Below are 22,677 nucleotides of genomic sequence, written 5' to 3'. Positions count from 1 at the left end.
TATCGGCACAGCATCGCGCTTTATCGGCATAGCATCGCGCATCGGTTTTGGAAACCCGCATGAATAGGGGCTCTCCAGCCATCTCGACACCTTCTACCTTATTTCTACCTTATTACTACCAGGTGAGCTTGTGGATAAGTCGGCCTATGGCAAGCCGCGACCCCACCCCGTCTTCAACTCAACCATGGAAGCCTATGAATGAATCCCGACCCGTAGCGCGCTATCGCGCCACCCTCGCGACCTTGGATCCTCGCATCAGCACCGCCGCACAACTGCGCGCCCTGTTTCCGTTGATCGAAGTAGAGCTGGCAACTGGTGTCCCGCATGCCGCCGTGCTGGACGATTTGGCAGCAGCTGGCCTGCAGGTTCAGTTCGGCACCTATGCCATCACGCTGTACCGCTGGCGCAAAGCGCAGAGGAAAGCCGCCAAGTCACCGTCTCCACCTTCACCCCCCACCTCGTCGCCACCCACACTGGATGCCATTCAGGGGCGACCCCGCGACATCAAAACGCCTGGTGATCTACGAAAAATTCGCGACATGCGTATTGACCTGGAAGCACTGCGCCGCGAAGGCCAAGCCAACCGTACACCCACCACTGACAACCCGCCCACCAAAAGGAACAAACCATGAAAGTCGCCGTGCTCAACTACACCGGCTCTGTTGGCAAAACGGTCACTGCCTCGCACCTGCTTGCACCCCGCATGAACAGCGCGCAAATCTTTGCCGTCGAATCCACAAACGAAACAGGCGCAGATCTTGGCCTCGATGTCGATCAGCTACGCGGGGAGCACTTTGGCCGACTGTTTCGTGAATTGCTCACCCGAGACGATGCCATCGTCGATGTCGGTGCCAGCAACATCGAGGATTTTCTGACGCACATGATGCGCTACGAAGGCGCTCATGAAGAAATCGGCTACTTCGTGTTGCCCGTCATCAATACTGGCAAAGCCCAGCGCGAAACCATCAAAACTGTCGCAGCGCTGGCCGAACTGGGTGTGGATGCCGAACGGGTACGCATCCTGTTTAATCGTGTCGATAGCAGCGTGGCCGATGAATTCCCATCGATCCTGGCCTATGCCGCCAAGACCGGCGAGGTGCAAGTCAACCCTCACGCGGCCATCTACGAAAACGAAGTATTCGAGCTCCTGGCCGAACAACGCACCACCATTGCCGACGTGCTGGCAGATCAAACCGATTACCGCGCCCTGCTTCGCGTCGCCGACCCAGACGATCATGTCCGCATTTCCCAACTGAGCAGCCGTCACGCCCTGCGCGCCTTGGCCAAGCCCGTAGATCGTCAAATGAACGCGGCCTTCAACGCGCTGTTTTCCTGAGCGCTACCATGGAATCCAACCTGGCTCCCAATAGCGCTCGCACCAAACTGGATTTGCTCTATCACGAGGTGCTGGGTGAAGTGACCAGTCTGGTAGACCGACTGGAGCGTACCACTCAGCACATGCATACCGTGCAGAAGCATATGCAAGCGATGGCGGACACACAGCAAGCCTTGCCCCAACAACTGAATCGCCATCTGACGACCACAATCGAATCGAGCATCAGGCCGATCCACCAGGATGCACAGCAGGCCATTCAGGCCATGCTGTATGACACCCGTCAGCAACTGGAGCACGTGGCCCGAGAGGCCACACAGTACGCCAGCACGGCACACCGCTCTGCGCGTCGCATGACTTGGATTGCCCTGCTTATGGGTGGTGCTGCTGGCATCCTGGGCGGATTGTTGGCGGGTCTAACCCTCGGTCAGATGCTGATCTCATGAGGACTGGCACCCATGTCCACCCTGATCTCCCCCATTACCCGGAGGCGCATTGCTGCTTTTTCATTGGTGCTCTTTCCTGCAGGAGCCTGGATGGCCGTCGCCACCTGGGGCAGCCACATACACTGGCGAGACTGGAATGCCAGCGCTTTTTGGCACTTCATGGTGATAACTCCGCAGTACCCTTTGCTCTATGGTGCGCTAGGTGTCGGGTTAGTGCTCGCCCTCATTTTCGTCCTGTTTGTCGGACGCACGGCACGAACAGAAGGGTTTGAAGGGGCAGGCTACAAACGCTTCGTACGGGGTACTCGTACCACCTCAGCCCAAAGGCTGGCACGCCAGTGTGAGGAAAGCGGTAAAGAACAGATCGACATTGGCGGCATTCCCATGCCAACGGCCAACGAAAACCTCCACCTGCTCATCAGCGGTGCCACCGGTTCGGGTAAATCGGTGTTGTTGCGCAACATGGCCGCATCGGTCCTGCGTAGGTCAAAGCGTGACATGCAAACCCGATTATCCAGACAAGCAGCGGATCGCAATGACCGCATGATCGTGATCGATCCCAATGGCGATCTGCTCAGCAAATTCTGGCAGCCGAACGACGTGATCCTCAACCCCTACGACGCCCGCAGCCAGGGGTGGTCCTTCTTCAACGAAGTTCGTGCCGACTACGACTGGAAACGGCTGGCCCACTCGATGGTGCCGATGAGCCAGGACAAAAATGCCGAAGAGTGGAACGATTTCGGGCGGCTGCTCTTACGCGAAACGGCCAAGAAACTACATCAAATGCAGGGCGAGCAAGCCAGCGTCATGGATCTATTTCGCCTGTGCACCATCGAAGACCCCAAGGTCCTGAAACAGTTCCTAGAGGGTACGCTGGCCGAATCCCTGTTTGTGGGCTCCAGCGAGGCCAGCAAAGCCCTGTCCTCTGCCCGCTTTGTGCTGTCGAACAAGCTGTCGGAGCACACCGGCATGAAGCCCGGAAAATTCTCCATCCGCGAATGGCTGTCCAAACCTGATGGCGGCAACCTGTACATCAACTGGCGCGAGGACATGATGAGCTCCATGAAACCGCTAGTGTCCTCATGGGCAGACGTATTCATCACGTCCATTCTGTCCATGCCGGAAAGCTCTCATCGGCGCTGGTGGTTATTCATCGACGAATTGGCCAGCCTGGAAGCGCTTCCCTCGCTGGAAGCAGGCCTGACCAAGGGCCGGAAAAATGGCCTGCGCATCGTGGCCGGGCTGCAAAGCACATCACAGTTGGAACACATCTATGGCAAAACCATGGCCACAACCATCCGCGCCAGTTTCCGCAACCTGGCAGTGCTGGGCGGCTCCCGCACAGACCCTCAAACTGCCAAAGACATGAGCGAAAGCCTGGGAAAACATGAGGTGGAACGCCCCAAATACAGCGTCAGCCGCAGCGTCGACAACCGGAATACGTCGGACAACATGGAGCGTACGACCGAAGATGTCGTTACGGCGGCCCAGATACAGGCGCTGCGATCACTCGGCGGGTACGTTGCGCTAGCAGGAGACTTCCCGATTGCGAGGGTAACTTTGCCGTTCAGGAAATTCGGATCTGCTGCGATGGCCTTTCAGGAGTCTGGGAGAGACGATAACTCTGAATGTCGGCAACAAAAAAGTGACACATGACGCGCTGCCACAGCACAATTTTCCACAGGCGCAGGCCAAGTGTATCCAACTCAACATTCGCTACAATAAGTAACTTCGTAACATATTTCAGATACTCAGTGCTGATGGTGTCCGTACTTTTTTTGCTTTCCTCAGAGGGTCGAGGAATGCCGATATTCGCCTAATGGAGGTCGTTTCTGCGCGTAAGCAGCAATCAGAGCTAGAAATATGTCGAATTGATCACACCAGATTACGTGTTAGTTCCTAACTAAGACAACGGCATCTCTCCTCGACGCGTCAGAGCGAATAGATCTTGCGCCGCTATGCGCGTTGCACGAACTATTAAATAACAAGGAAATAGCAGATCTGATGGAAAATCGCATATTGATTCATCGCGAATTAAAGAAATTGGATATTCGCATACGAAATAAAGTACGAGCAATTGTCGCAGGAGAAATAGCAGATAGCGTGCGAATCCTAAACTCATTGCGCGAGAGGCTAAGCGTGCACGAGCTAGCTCAAATAGACGTAGTCCTCCGCGCATTTGGGCAGATTAGCATCGTATCAATTCCAGATCTATTTCCGTCGCATCCGCAAATTACAGAAAATTTTAAGCGGCTTAAACTGCTGACCCTGCCAAAGCAGCTAGCATTTCTTGATGTGTTATGCAAATCTCATTTTGATAAGCTCGAAGCGAGCCTACGCTGTGTCGAAGCCATAAACGTCGCGGTACTCAAAAAAGACTATCAGGGGGCATCACTAGCTATTGCCAAAGCGTACCGCGAAGCAGGTGCAAGTCATTTTCTATTACGTAAAGCAGCGCTAATTTCGGTGGAAAGGGAAAATGGAGACGAACTACCTGAAGTCGATTCCATTCTGGAAGACGCTGGCATAAGGGTCAACAATTTAGTTTCTAGCTCTTTGGTCAATTGTTACCAAGAGGGCCAAGACTTTCTTAGTATGAAAAAATCTCTATTGGGCTTGCCCAACAAAGGAGACTTGAATAAATTCACTCGCGATACGTTAAGACTTGCCTTTCATCCTCATGCGGCAGACACGGAGGATCTGACCAATCTCATTCAGAGCAGCCTGCAGTCATCCCTACTCGATGCGATAATCATTGCCAAAGTAAACAAACATGCATTCCAGGCAAATACCTATAACTATCTCAATATAATTTTTGAGAGGTTGGAAAACCTCTCTGATATTTCTGCAATTGCTAACCAATACACTGAATTCGAAGACGGTGAAGAGCTATTTTACAAACGCTCAAGCGCCTGGTTAGAAAACGACTCTGTCGTGCTGTATAGAACCCTTCAGGATAATTTTTACGATTTTCCTGAGTCCCCGTATATAAAGCTAGATGAAGAACTGTTAACTCGCGTTGGCCAGTGGGTGGGCGACGTCATTTTGCCAGAACTGCCTTCTGGCAGAAAAATGACGCGACATACTTGGACCTCGCTTTCGCGTTTGGAACGAGATGGCTCCACGACACGTTCGTCGGTTTTCAATTATCTAATAGCAAAACACAAGGGATACGCTGATATCTCTGAAGACGGCTTATTATTGCTGATGAGTCGAACTCGTGATCTTTCCAAAACCATAAATCCTGCCTATCTTCGAAATATGGCAGCATGTTCTTCATCTCAGATATCTAAGCTCATATATTTTCTGCTAATAGCCAAGAAGAGTAGGAGCGAAGGCGATGATCATCAATTACGAAGAATCCTTCAGAAGTTGGTCTTGGATTCTTATAACGGTCGCCTAGTTGATTTTGTCGCCGCCATGTCAACTTGCTCTCAAGTAGTCGCTGAATACATGTACGAGGTCTTTACAGAAGACTTCATTGCAAAACTATCAAAAATAATACTCACAGCCTCTCAGATTACTGAAACACGTGCTGCTTTGCATCGTTTCATGGGGGATACCACAGGCGAAAAGATCTACCTTGATCGAGCCCGTACTCTCCTGATCGACCATCAGATCAATAAGCTGAGAAATGAAATTGATGACAATAGAATATATGTAGATTCCTCACGACTTCTTGAATGGATAAATGACGAGTTGATGCGAGAGCTGAATGCCATACTTACAGCACTAGATCTTAACAATTCCCTTGAGCAGGATAGCAACCCGCAGATGTTGGAGATAATTGGTAGATGTTATGCCGCATTTTGTGGAAGCACCGTTTTCGGAATTGCTTCATATTTAGGACGAAGAATTAGACATGGCACTTTCAAAGGGCATTTATACTCCTCTGTAGTTAATCTCTCAAAACTCTCTAAATATCAATCTCTTCTTAATGAAAATCTTGTTGGACAAATATGGTCAGATTGGCAAGCACGCTATGAAACCGTTATAAACGAAATAATAATTGATAGACTGCACGTTGAATCTCCAGGCAAGCGTCAAGCTTTACTGAGGCCAAGGTTAGAGGGCCCTCACAAGATGGAGATTGCGAACGCTTGTTCAAAAGCGGTGATGCGAGACTACTCGGAGCGTAAGACATCTCAAGCGGCTCCACAAATACTGATTGAGTATTGTTGGAGAATGCTGGAGGACGACTTAAATAATGTAAATACCTTCCTTAAAGGCAAGAAATCTGAACTAATCGGTGCAGACCTGCTATCTCAAATAAAATCCTGCGCGCATAGGTCCGAGCTTGCGGGAGTATTTTGTCGAGACTTAACCCATCACATAAATGAAAAGCTGTCGTCTATGTATGGATGGTTTAAACGCCCAATTAGTGTCTCACCGAAAGCTTCGTTATCTCTCCTTTTTAGAGCTGTAGCCGCTGAAGTCAGGGACACATTTCCCGACTTCAAGATCGACCAACTACATGATCATGATGACGATATCGAGATAGTCGGAGGAGCGTATCATGTGCTCTACGACGCTTTTTACGTTGTCATCTACAACGCTGCAAAACACGGTAAGCCGGGAGCAGAGGTCGACAGATTATTTCGTTTCGTGAGGAGACAGCCTCAGAATGATTTGGCGGTAAGTATCACTATTACTTCACAGATTAGCGACGATGACACAAGCGAGTATGTAAACTCCCGTCTCGAGGTGAATCCAGACGACAATCTAGATAATGCACAAATCTCTGAAGACCGGAGTGGAATTCGGAAACTCCATCAGCTTGCACGTTCAGATCCAAATTTTTCAATAAACATTTTGCACTGCGAAGAGCGCAACGTAGTTATATCAATGTCGTATTTGCTGGAGCATTAACATGCACAGAATATTGCTCATCGAGGATGATAGCTTCAAGGCAATAAATATCCGCGAATATATTCTTGAATTAATGCCAGACTCCTCATTTGATGAGATTCCCAGCCTCGTGGAAGCGATAGATTTCATAAACAAGAATACCTACGATTTAGTGCTAGTTGATATGGCGATACCCAGTCATCCGAGCTTGCAAGGAGAAGGGAGTCCAATGTCTTTTCTTAATGGAGGCTTGGAGATTTTATTGGAGCTCAAATCACTTGACCGCAAAGACCCATGTATTGTGATTACTCAGTTTCATGAGATCGAAATCAGTAGCGTTCATTACGCAGTGAAGGACGCCGCAGACGCCATCAAGAAAGAAATAGATTGCGATATTCTCGGATGCATTGAGTACTCTGAGGAGAGCGAGCGCTGGAAGGCTGATTTATCAAAATTTATTAAAAAAAATGAAAATCCTAATACTTGAAGATCAAGAAGAGAAGTACCGTCAAATCGAAGAGCAGGTTAAAGGCGAGGCATCTGATGCTGATATAACATGGGTGAAAAATTTTCAGACCTTTCACAGAGTACTTGAACGCGAAAAATTCGATCTAATTATTGCTGACCTAGTCGCTCCACAATTTGATGGTATTGAAGAGCGTGATCTGACACTTCAAATAATTGATGCTGCGCGGGATCATGACTGCATCAACTGTCGGTCGCCTATGCTGGCTCTAACTCAGTTCTTGCAAGCAGCGGATGAAAGCTACAAAGACCTTAATTCGAAAGATATTGCGGTCGTAACATTCGAACCTGCAAATCAACTTTGGGTTGAGCCATTACGAGAAAAAGTTAGAGCTTGCAAACCACCATTACGTTTTGATTTCTTGATTATCTGCGCTCTTCCGAAAGAGGCGAATGGATTCCAAGAAGCTGGCTATGAGCTCGGCCCGCTGACAGGAGTTTTCGGTCTTGAAATTCGTGGCCTCGAGATAAATGGCCGCAAAGGCGCTATCGTGATTGCACCACGAATGGGATTGGTCAGCTGTGCGATAACTACAGCCAAGGCCATCGACTACTTCAAGCCTGATTTAGTGTGTATGAGTGGAATTTGCGCGGGAATAGAAGGTAAAGCCGATATCTATGACGTCGTCATACCAGAAATTTGCCACCAACATGATTCTGGAAAGTGGGGAAAGAACGGCTTCGAGCCTGAGCTATACAGCGTCCAGATCCTACCTGAAGTGCGTCTCAAACTTAACGAGATTATCCAGTCTCAGGAGTTTATCGAAACAGCGACTGAGGGGATAAAACTGGGACGTAGTGAGCTACCAGATTCAATGGAACATTTCGCGCCTAAGGTATTGCTTGCGCCTACTTCCAGCGGCAGCTCCGTGGTTGCAGACAAAAATTTCCTAACGTCTATCAAAGAGCAACACCGCAAGATTACTGCCTTTGAGATGGAGGCATTTGCTGTATATGAGGCTGCTCGCCTCTCCTCTAGTCATCCGAAATTCTTTAGCGCCAAGGCTGTTGTGGATGACGGAGGGCCTCATAAAGGCGATCAGTATCACCGCGCAGCATGTGTACTGTCCGCTAAGATTGTATATGAGCTGATTCGAAGGGGGCTATGAGTTGGTCAAATCAGTCGCAATATACCCTAGAGTGACGCTCCAGAGCGTCGCAGATGAAACATGAATAGGATACAGAGCTGTTTTCTTACTGACAGCTTTGCATCCTTTGCATTCGAAGACTCAAAACCTACAATTTCTCAGCGGTAATCCCCTCTTTCTCCTCGTTTGCTAAAGCTCTAGTCGAGTACGGGGAACAGGCCCTGCCGCCCTGTTCCATTCTCACCACTCCAAATCTGGACTCCCTGGCGACCGGTTATTGACTCAGGAGGGTCCTGATTCTCGAAAACTAAGAACTGGGCGAATGCAGACATTGACGACAAATGAGCATAGAAAGCTTCATTGAGAGCTGTTTGCCCAAGCTCTTTCTCATCGGACCGAAGCTCTCCATGCTTGAAGCCCTTCAGAGGGCTTCGATATGTGAGAAGCGGAGAATCGAGAACAACAAATCCGGGATGTGGAAGATTCTTTTCATGACAGTACACCAAAAGAGCTACTTTCATAGCCGAATGCAAGATTGCCCGAATACCCTTGCCGTTATCCGATCTTTCCTTTCCATTCACGACGATGTCTTGTTTTTTGAAGTCGAAATCGACAGTCTGAATTTGGGGAAAATTCCAGGCTTTTAAAACGGCAAGTACTGTTCGAGAAAACTCTGCCCCTGAACTCGACCCGATGGGGTCAGGAAGCCCATCAGCACGCTGCTTTCCAAGCTTTTGCGCTTTCAGTGCTGCAATACGACCTTCGTGTGCCTCTTTAAGCTGGAACAGAGCAAGCCGATTTTGAAGTGACAAACGCTCACTTACCGCCTCCTCATACCTCTGACGTGAAGCCCCCTCCAGCGGCAGCAGGTCATCGATTTTTCTGTCTTCCTGCGCCAAATTTTCCGCAAGATCCACATGATTTTTAGTTAAAACTTCTATTTTTTTATTCAATGCGGAGATAGTGAATTTGAGCCCATCCAGATCGCGCAGAATCTTCTCAATCTCTGCTTCTGCAGCAGCAGACTGGGCCTCAAAGTCGTGCACACCCTCGGGATGATGCTGGTGATTCGGTTCCGCGCCACATACCGCACAAGGACGAGCACTCAAGTTTGAGAATAATAGGCTACCTTCTTGAAGGGCTTCTAGGCGTTCCATATCCAACAGATAGGTCGATCGGAGCTCCTCAAAGCGCATTAACATCCTCGAGTGCGACGACAGCCTATCTTCTATTAATGACTGACTTTCAAGGATGTTCCTCCTACTGATCCGTCGTGCGTCTAACTCACTCTGAAATTTCTTAGCATCTAACTGAATATCCGCCAACGATTGGTCCAAGCTATCTAAACGATCAACAAGTTCGGTCCTTGTCACAGTCCTCAATTGCACCTCGATCTCAGCAACCATCTCCTCCAAGACTTCTAGCTTCCCTTCTCGATTTGCTTTCAGGGTTTCTGTTTTTGGGACGCTTGCAATTGCAGAATCATCCTTGCCATTGAGGAGAAATCGAAAAATGCTTTTATCTTCGGTGCTTAGTCGTTGATCCAACGATTTCAAGGGACTACCCTCTGTCACCATCGATTCTTCGCCAACAAGTAAATATCGACTCAATAGCCGGAGCGACAACGTTACCTTATCCCCTGTCTCGTTTCTTAAAATCTGGGCTCCTAACGGCATGCCCATATTCTCGAAAAAATAGTCTGAGACACTTCTCTTTTTTTTCTTTGTCTTCGTCTTCTGATTGCTTGCTAGCGTTTCTCTGGAAACACCATTCAAGTTCTCTTCTACATGTCCTTCGAAAAGCGATATGTCCCCACCACTGGCAGAGCGTGATAATGTATTTTTACTGCCATCAGAAAGAGTCACCCATAGATAGAGATGAGTGTAATTTTGGCCTTGCTTAGGCATTTTCAACGAATCTGCACCCAGCATGAAGTCGAGCGCCTTAAGCGTAAACGACTTGCCGGCGTTCGATCCACCGTAGACAATGTTCAATCCGGGAAATAGATTGAGAGACGCAACCGGAAGCGCTGGCCCTATGAAGAATAGTCGATTTAAGCTGATTGGCTTGAAAGTCACGACTACATCTCCTGATTTTTAGGGCCACTCTGTGGATTGGCGTTCATTTCGGACAGCTTATCAAGCATCCATTCTTCGAAGTCTAGCGGTTCATACATATGCCTCTCATATAACCAAGCAGCACGATGCTTCAGCTTTTCGTGATAGGGCGCAGCGACCACATCTAGCAAACCGGTGGCCTCCTCTGTAATTTTGTATGCTTGCCCATCAGCATCGTTATGAAGTTCAATAAGATGCGCCCTTTGCAAGAATAGGAGTGCACGCTGAATCCCTTTACGCCGCACAAGAAACTCACCCGATCGCGATGCCGTAGCAACGTGAAGGCTTTTCGGACCATCAATATCTTCTGTATGAAGGATGTAGTAGTCGTAGGCCGAAAGATACTTTAGATCAATCGTACAAGGATGAAATGCTTCGAGAATAAATAGAATACGCATTCCTATCTCGGTTAAGCTATTGAATAAGCTGTTGCTCTCCAATCCCTCCAGAGAATTCACTTTTTCCATGGCATGACTCCGATATTGGCTTGCTGGTGGCATACGCCCTGTTTGACACTAACGGCAGCTGAATTGTGTTTACCGAAAACTCCTGATACTTGGACGTTGCCGGCAGATTTCATAACTGCATTGACTCGAGGTAATCCTGAACTACTTAGATACTCATCGATAACAGCATGGTAAATATCGTGATTGAACTGTTTTAGAGTTTTCGGATCGATGTTGTCTCGAAAATGCCGATGGAAAGCCTCAGCGTCGTAGTATCGAGTACGCTGAACTAAGAGGTGTTGTCCATATTTCTCATGAGCATGAACAGCGTCCTCATTGGAAAACTTTTCTCCGCAATCATCTTCATACACACCAATGAGTTGATTAATGAGTCCTCGCTCAGTGGGATCAATATCCGCTGGCACAGTTCCCTGTGGCGCACTCCCTGGATTTACATCCATGAAATAGTGCAATACTTTCCGAACGTTAGGCTGCTCAATAAGTTTGGTGTTATTCCAAGCCTCAATCTTAGAGAAATCGTAACCCTCAATCGCTGTCTTTAATTCAGAGGATAAGGGAATTTTTTTCTTTGAGATAATTTTCCCTGAACAACGTACATCCCATTCATCTAGCAGAGCTGCTTTCAGTTGCTTTGGAGAATTAACAAACTTTTTCGTCTCTTTAGAAATTCCATTCGGAGCAACGAATATGTACCTACGTGGCAATATAAACTCGTTGAGAGATGCGTAATAGAAGACCTTTCCAATCTCGGCGAAAAACTCTCCATCTTTCAGTGTGGATCTGAGTTGCTTGCATTGGAAATTATCCCAATCACCGTCATGGCGCTCTTTGGTTAAAAAGCCGACAGCATCCAGACCTCTGTCGTAGGCTCCGGAAGATCGAGAGAAGTCGAAATATATTTCACTCTCTAATGCCAACCATTTCTTCACCAGCTCCTCGAGTTCATCCGAGTCAAGCTTCAATATGAGCGCACTCTCTTTTAACGACATATTTAACTTTATTGAGTCAATGGTTTAAAACGTGAGATTTGAACGATAGCCAGCCTTCTAGCAGTTCTATACTTTTATGTTTCCGTCAAGGGCGATCTCTGACCTTCCCACGAAAGATATTCGTGACCGACCGAGCATTTCAACAGCAAAAAAAGGACCGATCTCTACTAATGTTCTTATTGCTAGACTAGCCATACTTCAGCAAAACCATCGCTAGAAACAACTGCTGCGCTCACATCACCAAGTGCCCGAAGCTCACATAGCGCCATTGGCTCTTTACGCAGCCACTGTCTTATCGAAAACTCCGGCTCAGCCTCATTGAGCTGATCGACAATGGCGCGAGGTGCGGTGTCGGAAAGATACCTGAGCGCCACAACACGTTCGCCAAGAATGGCTGCCAGCGCCCACTCATCGCCATCGTGCGTATCGCACACGGATTCGGGAATCGGATAGATTTTCATGTCAGACAAAACATAATTTATCTAAATGTGACTGATTTTAGCCATATCACCCGATTATTAAAGCTGCCATGCATAGGGATTACCCATAAATCCCTGAGATAAGTCACCTTTCCACGTTGTTTCTGCCAAGTTGATGATGGCAAATCCACGCGCTTCGGCAGCACACCGCACACCAAGCCGTTGACGTAGCTATTCCCTCTCCCCGTTCGCTTCTGGAGTTTCTATGATCTCGCACAGCCAGATCTATCGCGCTCGCGCGTCCGTTGCTACCCACTACTACGCAGACCAGGCAGACGATTACTACAGCCGAGACGGTGACGCTGCCACTTGGCAAGGTGAAGGAGCTCGACGGCTAGGCGCAGTCGGTGAGATCGATCCAGCACGTTTCAAGGCCATGTTGCAAGGCGAGTTTGGCCATCGTGTCGCCGCAGGCGAATCCATTCGTAAAGATGCCAAAGCCCGGGCTTCTCTAGACCTCACGTTCGGTGCCCCTAAGAGCATCACACTGCAGGCCTTGATCGGCGGTGACAAGCGCCTAGTCCAAGCCAACGACAAAGCGGTCGCAATGGCCCTGGACTATGTTGAGCAACACTTGGCCATGGGTCGCCGCAAGGAGAAAGGCAAATCACGCGTCGAGCACACTAGCAACCTCATCATTGCCAAGTTTCGCCACGAAACCGCCCGCCCTACCGAGGACGCTGCCCCAGATCCTCATCTGCACGTTCACGCGCTGTTGATGAACCTGACTCAACGCGCCGACGGTAGCTGGGTAGCCCTATCCAATGAGGAAATATTCAAGCTCTTGCGCGTGACGGACTCTATCTACCAGGCAGAATTGGAACGCAATGTCCGCACGCTGGGCTATGGCGTCCGCCATGAAAAACACCATATTGAACTGGCCCACATCAGCCGCGAACAAATCGAGTTCTTCAGCAAGCGAAGCACCAACATCACGGCAGAGCTCTCCGCACGCGGAACCAATCGCGACGAGGCTCCTCACGCGCTGCGCCAAGGTATCACATTGTCCCGTCGCCAAGCCAAAACTCAAAACTTCGATCGCGCTGCATTGCAACAACAATGGCGCGACGCCGCCGCGGCAATCGGCATGCAGTTTGGCCACACTACGCCATCATTTCAGGAACAGGAAGCCCCACATCCGCAAGCACCGGCCAACCTAGTCGCGGAAGCCTCATTAGACTGGGCGATTCGGCATCTGGCGGAAAGAGAATCCGTGATGTCCTTGGCAGACCTTTTGCGTCACGCGGTACGCCACACGGGCGGGCATGCAAACGTCACAACCATCCAAGACGTAATTCAGCAGCGTATCGAGTCCGGCGCATTGATCCGAGAAGCCCCTCACTACCGCGACGTGCAAGATAAACGGGCATCACCCATGACGCGTGACGGCTGGGCAGCCGAAGTGACACGCCTATCCAACGTGGCACAGCCTATCGCTCTGCAACTGGTCGACCAGGCCATCGCAGCAGGACGTCTGTTGATGGAGTCCCCACGGTACGCGACTCGGGAAGCTTTCGACGCCGAATCAAGAATCTTGTCGGCGGAGCTCGCAGGCCGCGATGACTGGCCCGCCACCATTGTCGAGTCCCATGCTGTAAACGATCTGGATATTCGGCTGACACCTGGCCAGCGCGAAGCGGTCATGCTGATTGCGACCGGATCAGATCAGGTCGCAGGTATTCAGGGACTGGCAGGCACGGGTAAATCCTTCGCGCTGCAGAACGCACAATCCGTACTGCACCAACACGGTCATACGATGGTTGCCCTGGCCCCTTACGGGAATATGGTGCGCAATCTGCGTGAAGACAACATATCTGCCAAAACGATCGCTTCCGTGCTCGCCGCGTCCGACAAACGCACTTTCACCGACAAGCTAGACGCTAAAACCGTGGTCGTCATCGATGAGGCTGGGGTGGTACCCGTCAGGCAGATGGACAAGCTGCTGTCCCTAATTCAGCCTACCGGTGCGAAAGTGGTTTTGTTAGGCGACACTACCCAGACCAAAGCCATTGAGGCCGGACGAGCATTTTCCATGCTGCAAGAACGCGGCATGCGCACCGTCTTGATGGGGGATATTCAGCGTCAGCGTTCGGAACGATTGCGCCAGGCGGTTCGGTTGGCCGCCGACGGCCAGGCCAGCCGATCCCTTCCACTATTAGACGAAATCCGTACTATTACGGATCAGTTCACAACAGATGAGCATGGTCACAAGCGTCGAGACAGTTCGGCACGATATGAAGCCATTGCTCAAGCGTATACAAAGCTTTCGGCGACGGAGCAATTGAATACCCTCGCGGTCACGGGCACCAACGACTCACGCATCTCAATCAACGCCCAGATACACCGACTGCTTGGCCTGCAGGACAAGGGCCAACAATGCGATCTCCTGACGCGCCGCGACACCACTCGCGCGGAGCGCAGTGTGGCTCGCTACTATACAGAGGGTGATATCGTCATTCCCGAGCGGGACTATCAGTGTGGGCTGAAACGCGGCGAGCCCTACCGCGTAACGGGCACCACGAGTCATGACCGCATTACCGTCAAAGCAGTGACTGCCAGCCAATCGTCTGCGCAACCCATAGAAATTATCCCTAAAACCATGAGCAAGCTATCGGTCTACCACCAGAGCCGAGCCGAGTTATCGGTGGGAGATCGCGTCCGGATCACGCGCAATGACACGCATAACGACCTGGTCAATGGCCAACTGGCAACGGTCGCCGCCATTGATTCGGCTCATGTCACCATCGAGACCCAAGGCCGATACGTTCGATTGTCCACAGATCGTCCCCTTAATATGGACTATGCCTACACCACCACCGCGCATAGTGCCCAAGGTTTGACTTGTGACCGTGTGCTTTACAACGCGGAAAGCTTCAGCCGCACCACGGCCCAGGACACCTACTATGTCAGTATCTCCCGTGAACGGCATGATATCGTTGTGTTCACAGACGACGCAGGAAAACTACCAGAGCGCGTGGATCAACTCACATACAAGGGTCTGGCACACGACCTGCAACCGGTGGTGAGCAAAGACCTGACAGACGGTCAGAACAGACTGGATCCTCTTGCCCTGCGCGCAGAATCTGAGATGGAAGTAGGATAACTAGTCGCCTCTTGCTCTCTATTCCACATACCGCCTAGTTAACCAAACAAGCAACGGCAACTGCATCAAAGTGGACTTGTTGCCATGCCCGGCACGTATCGGCCAAGAGCGGTCAGTGGGCACGATGCCATAAGCGATAGCTCGGCTCTGCGCATCAGTCTAGAATAAGCCAGAACGCGGGCCAATGGCAGCTCGCTCGACGAAGCGAGGGAGACGGGCATGATAGTCGCAATCGGGCGATCGGAGGGCCAAGCATGAGCCTTGATCGCATCCAGCTGCTTCGAAACGTGGGGCAATTCGATTCCGTAAGTGAAGGGGCTCAATTCCCGCTGACTCGCTTGGTATTGATCTATGCCGAGAACGGCCGCGGCAAGACGACGCTCTCCTCCATTCTGAGATCAGCGGGCACTGGTAACGCTCATCTCGTCACCGAACGCCATCGCCTCGGGGCGCAGCATCCTCCGCACTTGGTCTTGACCCCGAGGGCGGGTCCGCCACTGGTCTTCCAGAATGCCGTCTGGTCAAGCACACTGCCCGGCGTCGCCGTCTTCGATGATCACTTTGTCGCTCAGAACGTCTGCGCAGGCATTGAGATCGGCGCGTCACACCGGCAGAACCTGCACGAACTGATCCTCGGCGCGCAGGGTGTTGCGCTGAACGCCGCTCTACAAGGCCATGTGGCTAGTATCGAGGATCACAACCGGACTTTACGAGCGCTCGGCGACGCGATACCGGTGGAGGCGCGCGGCAACATGGCGGTCGATGCGTTTTGCGCTTTGCCTGCGCGAGCCGACATCGACGTCACTATCCAGGATGGCGAGCGAGACTTGGCCGCGGCAAGGTCGGCCGATGCGGTGCGGCAGGCTGCGACGTTTATCGCACTCAGCCTGCCCAGCTTCGACATCCCGGCCATCAACGCGCTTCTCGCCCGGACGCTGCCTGATCTTGAGGCGGAAGCTGCCCATAGAGTCCAGGCCCATCTAGTCAAGCTCGGTGGAGCAGGCGCCACGTGGGTCAGTGATGGCATGCAGAGTATCGCCGCCGCTTCCACTGACGTGGATCACGAAATCTGCCCCTTCTGTGCTCAGGATCTAGCTAACTCGCCTCTATTGGGCCACTACCGTGCTTACTTCAGCGAGGCCTACGATCAATTGAAGCGCGACGTGGAGCAGCAGGTCCGGGAGCTGAACAACACTCACGGCGCGCCTGCTGCGCTCACCTTTGAAAGATCGCTACGAGAAGCGGAACAGCGTCGCAACTTTTGGGGCGCCTTCGTGCAAGTGCCCGAGATCACTGTCGACACCGCGGTGCTTGCGCGCGCATGGGGAGAAGCGCGCGAAGCAATAGCAGAAGTGCTCACCGCAAAGCAGGCCGCCCCATTGGAAGGCAGCATCCTACCCGAGGCTGCAATGGCCGCTATCGCGAACTACGAGGCGGCCAAGGTGGCCGTCACTGCCTGTTCCGAGTCCTTGACGGCCTGCAATGACCAGATCGCACTCGTCAAGGAGCGCGCAGCCGAGGCCAGCGTCGCCGATCTGACAGCGGATCTAACGCGGCTGAAAATCACACGTGCGCGCTACTCCGCAAACGTCGCTCCGCAATGCGCGGCGTACGAAGAAGAAAAGGCAGCGAAGACCAGAACAGAAGGTTTGAGAGATCAAGCGCGCATCGCCTTGGACAACTACCGGCAGAATATCTTTCCGGCTTATCAAAGAGTGCTCAACGACTACCTCGGACGCTTTAACGCCGGGTTTCGCCTTGACCAAGTCGATTCAGTCAATACGCGAGGGGGATCGGCCTGCTCGTATAGCGTATTGATCAATAATGCAGTGGTGCCCCACACGGCCGATGTGGGTCCTTCGTTCCGCAACACACTCAGCGCTGGGGATCGCAATGCGCTTGCGTTGGCGTTCTTCTTCGCATCATTGGAGCAGGACCAGCAGCTCGCGCAGAAGATAGTGGTCATCGACGACCCCATGACAAGCCTCGACGAGCACCGTTCGTTGACTACCGTGCAGGAGATTCGCCGCCTGCTTCCTCGCGTTGCCCAGGTGATTGTGCTTTCGCACTCAAAGCCTTTTTTATGTAACCTGTGGGAGGGTGCGAACACAGCGGACCGCTCCGCCATCAGGCTGATTCGCGCAGCAGCGGGCTCGACATTCGCCGCCTGGGATGTCCGTCAGGACTGCATCACGGAGCATGATCGGCGTCACGAGCTCGTGACCGAATATCTGCAAGCCGCCAATCCGGCAGTCGAACGACAGGTCGCCGCAGCCTTGCGCCCCATTCTTGAGGCGTTCGCACGCGTTGCTTACCCCAATACCTTTCAGCCAGGTGGACTTCTCGGACCGTTCATCGGCATCTGCGAGCAACGGGTGAACACCCCGGGGCAGATCCTAAGTCAGGCCGACATCGTGGAGCTTCGGGCGCTGCTGGACTACTCCAACTTGTTCCACCACGACAGCAACCCCGCGTGGGCAATGCAGGTCATCAATGACCAGGCGCTCGTCAACTTCGCGCAGCGCACCTTGGCTTTTACCAGGCGGTAGGCTCGGAACAACGTCTGCTCGAGAGTGGCAGTGCTCGTCCCCATTCGCTGCTCTCGACCTCTTGAATGTCGGCATTGGGTCGGAAGCGGTCCGCTACGAAGAGCAACTTTCGGCCAGAAACCGTCGGTGGCTTCGAGCAAAAGCGGACGTTCAACGTTCACAATGAGCGGCCGGGCAACAGCAAGCGAAGCGCCGCGAACGGTCCCTCGATTATATTGTTAGACCGCTTCCCCGCAAGTTCAGATGCGATCAAAGCAATATCACTTCCGTTTCCGTTAGCCGGTAAAGCTGAACTTGGATCTCGCTACGCGCCAAAGCCGCGGCCAAGTCCTTGGCCAAGGTTTCATCACCGGGCAGCACGAGAGTGCGTGAACATTCAGGACTTTGGGCGTGAACGACTAGTTGGCCAATGCCTGTATAGACGTCTCCTCGCGTTGCCGATGTCTTTACCTCGAAAGCCTCTACTAGGTCAGAGCCCTTCGCGACACCGAGGTCAAGTAGCGTGCTCTTCACTAAGCGATGGCCAGCTTTCATGCCCCTGCTCTTGCGCCACTCCTGCAGCGCCTTGACAACTTCACCATGCCTAGAAACATAGTCAATATCGCGCGCTGTTACTTGTCCATTCTTCCGCCCAAAGAATTCATCGAAGTATTCCCGCAGCTTCCGTTCCTTCTCCCGAGCCTGCGTAGTCTGTGTTTCTCCACTGCGGACCGCAGCCTTGAAATCAATGATGGATTGGAGATACGCAATTGCTGGACGGGCAGCCCCTCGTCCCGAAACGGGCATCACAAGAATCCCTTCTTTGTATGATCCGTCGCTGGCGAGGACAGCTTGAAGCTGGAGATCAGCCCAGGCAACGAGCGCATCCTTCTTGACGCCTTTAGCGCCGCCTCCGACACGCCCGGAATGGAACAGATAAGCCCGGCCGCTCATAGAGTCTCGAGCGAAGAAACCAGCGATGGAGTCATTGCGACCCTCGTAAAGCGTGTTCACCTCTACTGCAATCGCCACGCCTGGCCCTTCTCCGATTCGGCCAAACCAATTCAACCTTCTGGGGGTCGCGACTCCGTCCTTGTGATCGGAGGACCAAAACCAGTACGCTCCGTTTGTGCGCACCCTCGCTTGCGACTGTCGGCCACCTTGCCAGCCAATGTCCCGAACCGCCGTTGTCGGAAACTCGCGACGGATTGTCGCTTCGAGCTCAGACTGTGCCTTACGAATCGCTGCGCGGTCTTCAATCAGTGTGAACATTAAGTGGGCCAGTGTAGGGAGTTTGAGGCAGTCTAACGTTTGACATGAGAGGCGCTAGCCCTGCAGCAGGTGTACTAAATAAAAAGACATTGCTAAATCTAGCCATGAAACGCGCCACACGGTTGTTGAATCAGATCCGCGAACGAGTTTGTAACAAACTCTATACTTATACAGAGGTCAGGCCTATGTGCAATGGGTACGCCTGTTTGTTAAATAGCACTGTTGGCGGCATCGCGAGACATGAGGCTGCAGGAAACCGAGATTTTTCAGTTTATGCTGGCCAATAAGTGACGGCTTTCGAGCTTCTATCTGGATGGCGGCTCAGGGTCGGAAGCTGCCACCATCCAGCAACTCTCTTTGTAAGCATCCGCCGAACACATCTTGACTGCCCGCATGAGCGGGCATTTTGACGTTATGGCGTTGCCGGCCGCCAGTTATGCGGGAGTAACTCATCGATCTGATCGGCCAGATGCGTGGGCCGACGCGTGAGTTCCTATTTCAGACAGGCATAAGGATCATGGCCGTTGAGTTTGGCTGATCGAACCAGCGTCATCACAGCCGCCGCCCGTTTGCCTGCATGCAGCGCGCCCGCGAACAACCAATTATTCCGGCCCACCACGACCGGTCGGAACTGCCGTTTGATGTGGTTGTTGTCGATCGGCAACTGTCCATCGTCCAGATAGCGCGTGAGCGCACTCCAGCGCTTAAGGTTGTAATCGCAGGCTTTTGCGGTGGCTGAACCGTCGGAAACGCGGGCACGTTGCTCTTGCATCCAGAAGTGCAGCGCATCGGCCAGGGATTTTGCTCGTTTCTGACGTATTCGCCTTCGAGCATCGATGTCCAGGTCCTTGACCTGGCGTTCAACCTCATAGAGCGACCGATATGCTGCAGAGCTTGCTCAGCGAGCTGACTCTTGCTTGCGGCATGCAGCTCGAAGAACTTGCGCCGCGCATGCGCCATGCAGCCGACCTCGATCATGCCTTGAGTAAAACAGGCCTTATAGCCCGAGTAGTCGTCACAGAGTAGAGTGCCTTGCCAGTCGTTCAGGAAGGCGCGATCGTGTTCGCCGGCACGGCCTTGCGTAAAGTCGTAGATCACCGCCTTCAGTGACTCGAAGGCACCAGGTGCATATGCCCGGAGATAGGCTCGATGGATCTTTTGCTACCAGGTTGGAGCATTTGCACCGGCGTTTCGTCGGCATGCACCACGCGATTTCACGCCGGAAGTCTCAGGTTCAAACCCCGTCCGCTCAGCCAAAAACTCAGAAGGTCAGCACTTTTTAGTGCTGGCCTTTTTCATGTACAGCTCAAAACTCCGGCGCAGGTGACCATAACTTCCACCTATACCACCACGGCACCTACCTGTTTCGTGACTTCCTGCAGCGCGCTCAGCAAAGAAGACAATGCCTCTGGATCGGCTGCCGTGCCCTGCCGGGTAATGAAAGATACCGCGGGAAGCGCGACGACCGGACTTACCGGCAACACTTTCACAAGCCCAACCTGCGCATCATCCATGACTTGATGCGCGCGCGTAAGCGCAAGCAAGGTAGGGTCACAGCGCAATAGCCACCGAACGGATTTAAAGGAAACGCACTCAATCGCCGGCCGCGGCGGTGTCAGCCCCTGATCCAGGCAAATGGCCACAAAGCGCTGGCGGGTCAATGCATCGGGTGGCGATAGCACCCATTGCTCCGACACCACATCGCTCCACGACAACGAGTCATGCCCCGCAAGCCGGTGCTGGGGCGAAGCGACCACACACATCCAATCAGCCATGACAGGTTGCAGACGTATGCTCTCCACTTCCGATGAGGAAAGAATATCTGGCGGCAAAGGCGCAAGAGCGCAGTCAATTTCCGCTGCCATTAGCCGCGTAATCAATTGGCGGGGCGGCTCATCCCACACTCTAAGCAACAGGGACGGCATCTGGCGGCGCAGCGTTACCACGGCCTGGGACAACAGAGGCATCGTTGACGAAGAGCCCACATTTAACAGCGCCGAAGCACCAAGCTGCATCGCCTGCAACTGCTGTCCGGTGGCATCAAGCTGATGCACCGTCAAGGTCGCATGCCGAATCAAAAGTTTCCCCATTTCCGAGGGCTCTATACCCCGGCGGCCACGATAAAAAAGCTGCGCCTGGCACACCTCTTCGATTTCCTGCAACATTTTACTGACTGCGGGTTGCGACAAACTCAATTTGGCCGCCGCCGCACTTGCGGTGGCAACTTCACCCAATACTTGCAGCAACTCGATGTGCCGAAGCCTGAGTCGTCGTAAAGCCTGATTGGTGAAATTTTTTTCAAATATTGAAGTCATGTCAGCATCCTGCTCAGCAGAAGCGATGTGATATATCGATTCGTAATGGAACGTTCAATATATATGACTTATGGAGAATATACGTTCTGCAGATAATAGTCTCCAGAAAGATGAGTCCTGGCACCGAACCTCATGGTTCAAGCGCCTTCCATATTAAGGAGACAATAATGAAACTGATCAATTACACCCGATGCGGCCTGGGTGGGCTTGTCATGGCCATGGCGGCCGTAGCCAGCTTCCCTGGTTACGCGAAGGATACTGCCGAGAACTACCCCGACAGGCCCATCCGCATGATCATGGCGCAATCGCCGGGCGGTGCCCCGGACATTCTGGCCCGGATACTGTCCGACCAGGTCGGCAAAAAATTAGGCACTTCTATAGTTATTGAATACAAGCCCTCCGCCGGCGGCGTCGTTGCGCAAAATTTAATTGTAAATTCACCCGCCGATGGCTATACCCTGCTATTTGCCACGCCATCCATGCTGGCTGTTGCTCCCTATCTCCACAAGTCGCTGCCGTTCGATCCATTCAAGGATTTCCAGCCCGTTACGATCATAGGTCAGAGCGCCAACATCCTGGTCACCAGTTCCAAGGTCAAGGCCAATAGCATCCCGGAACTGATCGCATACGCAAAAGCCAATCCCGGAACATTACGATATGCCTCTTCAGGTATTGGCACCCCCTCACACCTGGCAGGAGAACTGCTGGCCGCAAAGACAGGAGCGCAGATGCTGCATGTGCCCTATAAAGGCGCAGGCCAGGCCCTGAATGACCTGGTTGGCGGCACCATCGACTTCATGATCACATCGCCTGCTGCGGCAAAATCCTACTTGCGTAGCGGCCATCTCAAGGCCATGGCCACTACTGGCCAGGTACCCGATCCCTTGCTTCCTGATCTACCGCTGATGAGTACAACTGTGCCAGGCTACGAGATTACACAGTGGTGGAGCATCGTGGTTAAAGCCGGCACGCGAGAGGCCATTGTCAACAAAATTCACTCGGCAATCGTCGAATCACTGAAAGATCCAAAAATCGTCCAGCAATTCAAAGAACAAGGCGTTCTCGCCCGCTCCATGTCCGTCGCCGAGTTCACCAGCTTCATCGACTCTGAGCGCAAGCGCTATCAGGAGCTTCTCAAACTGGCTAAAGTCAACGTAGAAAATTAAG

Annotated in this window: 16 protein-coding genes and 1 pseudogene; 10 read left to right on the top strand and 7 right to left on the bottom strand. The window is 52.2% G+C overall.

Annotation, left to right across the window (positions count from 1 at the left end; translation table 11 throughout):
- The first annotated feature begins 194 nt into the window (after positions 1 to 194).
- The 7 genes from ACNAZS_RS10105 (at position 195) to ACNAZS_RS10075 (ending at position 8,261) form a co-directional block, all read left to right on the top strand.
- The gene (locus tag ACNAZS_RS10105) at positions 195 to 632 is read left to right on the top strand and encodes a hypothetical protein (protein WP_415788779.1); all 438 of its coding nucleotides are present in this window, start codon (positions 195 to 197) and stop codon (positions 630 to 632) included.
- Positions 629 to 1,336 carry a StbB family protein gene (stbB, locus tag ACNAZS_RS10100; protein ID WP_415788777.1) on the top strand — a complete coding sequence of 236 codons (708 nt, stop codon included), beginning with the start codon at positions 629 to 631 and terminating at the stop codon, positions 1,334 to 1,336. Before ACNAZS_RS10105 ends, stbB begins: the two co-directional genes overlap by 4 nt.
- A gap of 8 nt (positions 1,337 to 1,344) precedes the next feature.
- On the top strand, positions 1,345 to 1,779 hold the full coding sequence (locus tag ACNAZS_RS10095; protein ID WP_415788775.1) for a hypothetical protein: 435 nt from the start codon (positions 1,345 to 1,347) through the stop codon (positions 1,777 to 1,779).
- Between the two features lie 12 nt (positions 1,780 to 1,791).
- Positions 1,792 to 3,435, top strand: a complete 1,644-nt coding sequence (locus ACNAZS_RS10090; protein ID WP_415788772.1) for a type IV secretion system DNA-binding domain-containing protein — start codon at positions 1,792 to 1,794, stop codon at positions 3,433 to 3,435.
- A gap of 348 nt (positions 3,436 to 3,783) precedes the next feature.
- Positions 3,784 to 6,648: a hypothetical protein gene (locus ACNAZS_RS10085; protein WP_415788770.1), complete on the top strand. Its 2,865-nt coding sequence runs from the start codon at positions 3,784 to 3,786 to the stop codon at positions 6,646 to 6,648.
- Between the two features lies 1 nt (position 6,649).
- The gene (locus tag ACNAZS_RS10080) at positions 6,650 to 7,114 is read left to right on the top strand and encodes a response regulator (RefSeq protein WP_415788768.1); all 465 of its coding nucleotides are present in this window, start codon (positions 6,650 to 6,652) and stop codon (positions 7,112 to 7,114) included.
- Positions 7,095 to 8,261, top strand: a complete 1,167-nt coding sequence (locus tag ACNAZS_RS10075) for a 5'-methylthioadenosine/S-adenosylhomocysteine nucleosidase family protein (RefSeq protein ID WP_415788766.1) — start codon at positions 7,095 to 7,097, stop codon at positions 8,259 to 8,261. Before ACNAZS_RS10080 ends, ACNAZS_RS10075 begins: the two co-directional genes overlap by 20 nt.
- Before the next feature lie 176 nt (positions 8,262 to 8,437).
- On the opposite strand, the gene ACNAZS_RS10070 is transcribed toward ACNAZS_RS10075, so the two are convergent.
- The 4 genes from ACNAZS_RS10070 to ACNAZS_RS10055 form a co-directional block, all read right to left on the bottom strand.
- Positions 8,438 to 10,318: a coiled-coil domain-containing protein gene (locus ACNAZS_RS10070; RefSeq protein WP_415788764.1), complete on the bottom strand. Its 1,881-nt coding sequence runs from the start codon at positions 10,316 to 10,318 to the stop codon at positions 8,438 to 8,440.
- A 2-nt stretch (positions 10,319 to 10,320) separates the two neighbouring features.
- Entirely contained in the window at positions 10,321 to 10,824 is a 504-nt protein-coding gene (locus ACNAZS_RS10065) for an ABC-three component system middle component 2 (protein ID WP_415788762.1), read from the bottom strand.
- Positions 10,812 to 11,753: an ABC-three component system protein gene (locus tag ACNAZS_RS10060; RefSeq protein WP_415788760.1), complete on the bottom strand. Its 942-nt coding sequence runs from the start codon at positions 11,751 to 11,753 to the stop codon at positions 10,812 to 10,814. Before ACNAZS_RS10060 ends, ACNAZS_RS10065 begins: the two co-directional genes overlap by 13 nt.
- A gap of 242 nt (positions 11,754 to 11,995) precedes the next feature.
- The gene (locus tag ACNAZS_RS10055; protein WP_415788758.1) at positions 11,996 to 12,274 is read right to left on the bottom strand and encodes a hypothetical protein; all 279 of its coding nucleotides are present in this window, start codon (positions 12,272 to 12,274) and stop codon (positions 11,996 to 11,998) included.
- 223 nt (positions 12,275 to 12,497) lie between these two features.
- Between ACNAZS_RS10055 and mobF the strand changes: the two genes are divergently transcribed.
- Together mobF and ACNAZS_RS10045 are read left to right on the top strand one after the other, a co-directional pair.
- On the top strand, positions 12,498 to 15,395 hold the full coding sequence (mobF, locus tag ACNAZS_RS10050; protein ID WP_415788756.1) for a MobF family relaxase: 2,898 nt from the start codon (positions 12,498 to 12,500) through the stop codon (positions 15,393 to 15,395).
- 254 nt (positions 15,396 to 15,649) lie between these two features.
- Positions 15,650 to 17,944, top strand: a complete 2,295-nt coding sequence (locus ACNAZS_RS10045; protein WP_415788754.1) for an AAA family ATPase — start codon at positions 15,650 to 15,652, stop codon at positions 17,942 to 17,944.
- 249 nt (positions 17,945 to 18,193) lie between these two features.
- Here the strand turns inward: ACNAZS_RS10045 and ACNAZS_RS10040 are convergent, their stop codons facing one another.
- The 3 genes and pseudogenes from ACNAZS_RS10040 to ACNAZS_RS10030 all read right to left on the bottom strand — a co-directional run bounded on the left by ACNAZS_RS10040 (position 18,194) and on the right by ACNAZS_RS10030 (position 21,510).
- Positions 18,194 to 18,955, bottom strand: a complete 762-nt coding sequence (locus tag ACNAZS_RS10040; protein ID WP_415788752.1) for a hypothetical protein — start codon at positions 18,953 to 18,955, stop codon at positions 18,194 to 18,196.
- Between the two features lie 652 nt (positions 18,956 to 19,607).
- Positions 19,608 to 20,403: pseudogene (tnpC, locus tag ACNAZS_RS10035) on the bottom strand (IS66 family transposase); the annotation flags it as partial.
- Positions 20,404 to 20,535: 132 nt separating this feature from the next.
- Positions 20,536 to 21,510 carry a LysR substrate-binding domain-containing protein gene (locus ACNAZS_RS10030; RefSeq protein WP_415788750.1) on the bottom strand — a complete coding sequence of 325 codons (975 nt, stop codon included), beginning with the start codon at positions 21,508 to 21,510 and terminating at the stop codon, positions 20,536 to 20,538.
- Between the two features lie 167 nt (positions 21,511 to 21,677).
- Between ACNAZS_RS10030 and ACNAZS_RS10025 the strand changes: the two genes are divergently transcribed.
- Entirely contained in the window at positions 21,678 to 22,676 is a 999-nt protein-coding gene (locus tag ACNAZS_RS10025) for a Bug family tripartite tricarboxylate transporter substrate binding protein (RefSeq protein WP_415788748.1), read from the top strand.
- Position 22,677 lies beyond the last annotated feature (1 nt).

Origin of the sequence: Bordetella tumulicola (assembly GCF_965138755.1) — a bacterium.
Classification (GTDB): Bacteria; Pseudomonadota; Gammaproteobacteria; order Burkholderiales; family Burkholderiaceae_B; genus Bordetella_A; species Bordetella_A tumulicola.
The sequence above is the reverse complement of the archived record's forward strand: the minus strand, read 5'-3'. Positions and strand labels throughout refer to the sequence as shown.